This is a genomic window from Calidithermus chliarophilus DSM 9957 (assembly GCF_000430045.1).
In the GTDB taxonomy this organism is placed as follows: Bacteria; Deinococcota; Deinococci; order Deinococcales; family Thermaceae; genus Calidithermus; species Calidithermus chliarophilus.
In genome coordinates this window covers 1,971,596-1,975,753 of sequence record NZ_KE387023.1, presented here as the reverse complement: position 1 = coordinate 1,975,753, position 4,158 = coordinate 1,971,596, and the positions used below count along the sequence as shown (strand labels likewise).

Sequence of the window (4,158 nt, the reverse complement as noted above, 5' to 3'; positions counted from 1 at the left end):
CCCGCTCCCTGCACGTCCACCCCCGCGACCCGGCCGGCCGGGAGTCGCTCGAGCCCGCCCACTGCGCCGCGGCGCTGCAGGCCCTCCGCGCCGCCTGCCCCGGCATCCCCGTGGGGCTGAGCACGGGTTTGTGGATGGTGGGCGACCCCCGGCAGCGCCACCGCCTCGTGGCCGCCTGGGAGGTCCTGCCCGACTTCGTCTCGATCAACTTCGCCGAGCCGGGCTGGCTCGAGCTGTGCCGGCTGGCGGGAGAAATGGGCTTCGGCGTGGAGGCCGGGCTCGCCTCGGCGGAGGACGCCCGCCGGCTGGCCGAAGCGGACGGGCTGCCGCTGGTGCGCCTGCTCCTCGAGCCCAAGGAGCAGGACCTCGAGGCCGCCCACGCCGCCGTAGACGCCATGCTCACCGTCCTCGAGCCCCTCCACCCCACCCTCCCCCGCCTGCTGCACGGCCTCGACCACACCACCTGGCCCCTGCTCGAGCGCTCCCTGGCCCTAGGCTACGAGGTACGCATCGGCCTCGAGGACACCCTCACCCTCCCCGACGGGAACCCCGCACCCGACAACGCCGCCCTGGTGGAGTACACCGTGCAGAGGGCCCAGGAAGCGGGCAGCGATCAGCGGTCAGCCATCAGCTAGAAGTGGGGGCTCGTGGCGTGTGGTGAAAGACGCCCCTCCCCTTCCCTCCCCGCCGGCGGGGAGGGTTTATCCCCCCTAACCCCCCTTGCTAAGGGGGGTAAAGAAAAGGCGTTTTGCGTTTTGCGTCTTGCGTTTTGCGTACGACGTACGACCGGCGTTGGGCGTTGGGCGTTAGGCGTTGGGCGTTCGGCTATCAGCTATCGACCATCGACGTTCAACACCCAACCCCTACCGAACCTCCAGAAACACCGCACTCACCGGCCCCCAGTTGCCCGCCGCGTCCTGGCCCCGCACGAAGACGAGGTGGCGGCCCGGGGCGAGGCCCGCCGTGGGGACCTCGGCCCAGGCGGCCTCGCGCACCGCGTCGAAGCGGCCGTCGCCCGGCGTCATGGGGTGGGGCTGAGCGCCGCTGGCCCAGGGCGGGGTGTCGATGTAGAACTCGGCGGCGGCGATGGGCTGGGTGGGCTCCGTGCCCCGGGCCCGGCTGAAGCGGCTGTCGTCGAGGGTGGCGGTGAGGGTGGTGCCGCTGAGGGCGGGCTCGAGCGCGTCGGGGCCGGAGGGGAGCTGGTAGGGGGCGCGGGCAACCTTGGCCGCGTAGAGCAGGGCGGGGAGGTTGCGGGGGAGGATCTCGTCCTCGAACTCCGTGCAGCCTTCGAAGAAGCTGGTGCCGAGCTCGAGGGTGTAGGCGGCGAGGCCGAGCTCGCCGTAGGCGAAGTCGTCGGTGGTGCCGCTGGTGGGGTAGAACCCGATGGCCTGGGTGGGCGTGTAGCCGTTGAAGAAGGCCAGCTTGCGGCCCAGGGTCTGCAGGGCGGGGCCGTTGGGGGCGGGGGTCTCGCGGTTGCCCCAGGGCCACAGCACCAGCTCGCCGTAGCTGTGGAGGTCGAGGTAGAGGCCCTGGGCGTCGGCGGGGGCGGCGTCGGCGAGGGCGGGGCCGCGCACGTCGGGGTAGCTCCGGCGCAGGTAGGCCTGGATGGCGCGGGTTTCCGGCTCGGAGGCGGGGGCGGAGCCCCGGTAGGTCTCGCTGCACGACTCGGCGCTCGAGCCCGCGGTGCCCCACTCGAAGCCGAAGTTGCGGTTGAGGTCCACCCCCCTGCGGGCGCGGCTGAGCGGGCAGGCCAGCAGGTTGACGTTCTTACGCCAGAGGATGCCGGCCTCGGCCAGCTCGCGGCCGTCGGGGTTGGCCTGGAGCAGCAGGTGGACCTCGTGGTGGTCGAGCAGCCAGGTCACGTCGGGGTCGGTGCCGTAGGCGCCCACGAGGTGCTCGGCGAAGCGGGTGGCGAGCTCGGCGGTGGCGAGCTCGCGCGCGTGGAGGGCGCTGGTGATGAAAAGCCGGGGCTTGGGGCCGGCGACGGCGCGGTTGGTCAGCTCGAGCACCCCCAGGTCGTGGCCGGAGCGGGCGAACCTCGAGGCGAAGCCCTTGCGCCAGCTATCGCCTATGTCGGCCCAGGCGGCGAGGGCGGGGTGCTCGGCCACGATCCTCCGGGCGGCGGCGAAGGTCTCCTCGAGCGTGCGGTAGCAGGGGAAGTCGCGCAGGGCCTCGGCAAGGGCCCCCTCCTCGAAGCCCCGCAGCCGGCGGCTCTGCTGCTCGCTCAGCCCGGTGTCGAGGGAGACCCGCAGGCCCAGCTCGCGCTCGCGGGCGCGCAGGCGGGCGAAGTCCTGGAGGGAGAGCTCGAGCAGCAAGTAGCCCTCGCCGTACCTGGCGCTGACGGCCTCGAAGCTGACCACCAGCCTGCGAGCGACCTCGAGGTCGGTGAAGTCCACGCGGGCGAAGACCAGCTCGTTCTGGGCGAAAAAGCGCTTCTCGGCCTCGCTGACCCGGCCCTCCGTGCCCGCCCACCCCGCGCAGCCCGCCAGCAGCAGGGCCACCCCCACGGCCACCGGCCACCACCTCACGCCCCCGCCCCTTTCGCCCGCATGACCCGCCCATTCTATGCGGCCCCCCAAGCCTGAGCCAGGGCGCAAACGGCCCGGGCGCAGGCGCTATACTGGCCTTTTGGATGCCGGCTTATGCGTGACGCCCTCGAAGCCCTGGAATTTCACCGCGTTCAACAGGCCCTCGCCGACCGGGCCTCGACCCTCATGGGCCAGGAGGCCGCGCTGCGCTTGGGCCCCAAGGCCCGCCTCGAGGAGGCCCTCGAGCAGCAGGCCCTGGTGGCCGAGGCCGTGGCCTACAGCTACCGTCTGGGGGGCATCCGCGACCTGCGCCCGGCGCTGGCCGTGGCCCGGGAGGGGCGGCGGCTGGAGGGCCTCGACCTGCTGGGCGTCGCGCACAGCCTCGAGGCCGCCGCCGAGCTCAAGCACGAGCTGCTGGAGATCGGGGAGCGGCTCAAGGCCGTCGCGGCCCGCATCGGCGAGCACACCCTCTTCCGCCGCCGGGTCAGGGAGTCGCTCGACGAGACCGGCCACGTGCGCGACTCGGCCAGCCCGCGCCTGCGCGAGATCCGCTCCTCGCTCAACCCGCTGCGCGAGCGCATCCAGGACCGGCTCTACAGCCTCATGGACCGCCACGCCAGCGCCATCCAGGACCGGCTCATCACCATCCGGCGCGACCGCTACGTGATCCCGGTGAAGGCCAGCGCCCAGAACCAGGTCCCGGGCATCGTGCTCGACCAGTCGGACACCGGGATGACGGTCTTCCTCGAGCCCGCCGGCGTGGTGCCGCTCAACAACCAGCTCGCCAGCCTGCGCCTGGAGGAGGAGGCCGAGGTCAACCGCATCCTCTTCGAGCTCTCGGGGATTCTGGCCAACGACCCCGAGCTGCCGGAAACCCTCGAGGCCCTCGTCGAGCTCGACCTCGCCCGCGCCGCCGCCAGCCTGGCCCAGGACTGGCGGCTCACCCGGCCCCGCTTCGAGGCGGGCACCTACCGCCTGGCCGACGCCCGCCACCCCCTCATCCCCGGCGCCGTCGCCAACGACCTCGAGCTCTCCGCCGAGCACCGCATCCTGCTGCTCACCGGCCCCAACATGGGCGGCAAGACCGCGCTGCTCAAGACCCTGGGCCTCGCGGTGCTCATGGCCCAGTCCGGGCTCTTCGTGGCCGCCGAGGGCGCGGCGCTCGACTTCCCCACCCAGCTCTTCGTGGACATCGGCGACGAGCAGAGCCTGCAGGAGAGCCTCTCCACCTTCGCCGCCCACCTGCTGCGGCTGAAGGAGGTGCTCGAGCACGCCGACGCGCAGAGCCTGGTGCTCATCGACGAGCTCGGCTCGGGCACCGACCCCGAGGAGGGGGCGGCGCTGTCGCAGGCCTTCCTCGAGCGCCTCCTCGAGCGAGGCGCGCGCGGTCTGATCACCACCCACCTCACCCCGCTCAAGGCCTTCGCCCAGGAGCAGCCCGGCGTGCGCAACGCCTCCATGCGCTTCGACCTGGAGAACCTGCGCCCGACCTACCGGCTGGTGGTGGGCTCGCCGGGCCGCAGCTACGCGCTGTCCATCGCCCGGCGGCTGGGCTTCCCCGCCGAGGGCGTCGCCCGCGCCGAGGAGCTGCTGGGCCCCGAGGGGGGCCGGGTGGAGCGCCTGCTGGCGG

At 73.1% G+C, this 4,158-nt stretch carries 3 protein-coding genes; 2 read left to right on the top strand and 1 reads right to left on the bottom strand.

The window, feature by feature from the left end:
• Positions 1-635 (top strand): 3-keto-5-aminohexanoate cleavage protein (locus MEICH_RS24445; RefSeq protein ID WP_051304083.1); only part of this gene is annotated, 635 nt, incomplete at its 5' end.
• A 228-nt stretch (positions 636-863) separates the two neighbouring features.
• Here the strand turns inward: MEICH_RS24445 and MEICH_RS0109720 are convergent.
• On the bottom strand, positions 864-2,528 hold the full coding sequence (locus MEICH_RS0109720) for a M14 family metallopeptidase (RefSeq protein ID WP_051304082.1): 1,665 nt from the start codon (positions 2,526-2,528) through the stop codon (positions 864-866).
• A gap of 114 nt (positions 2,529-2,642) precedes the next feature.
• Here MEICH_RS0109720 and MEICH_RS24440 point away from each other — a divergent pair.
• A partial coding sequence (locus tag MEICH_RS24440) for an endonuclease MutS2 (protein ID WP_051304081.1) occupies positions 2,643-4,158 on the top strand: 1,516 nt, incomplete at its 3' end.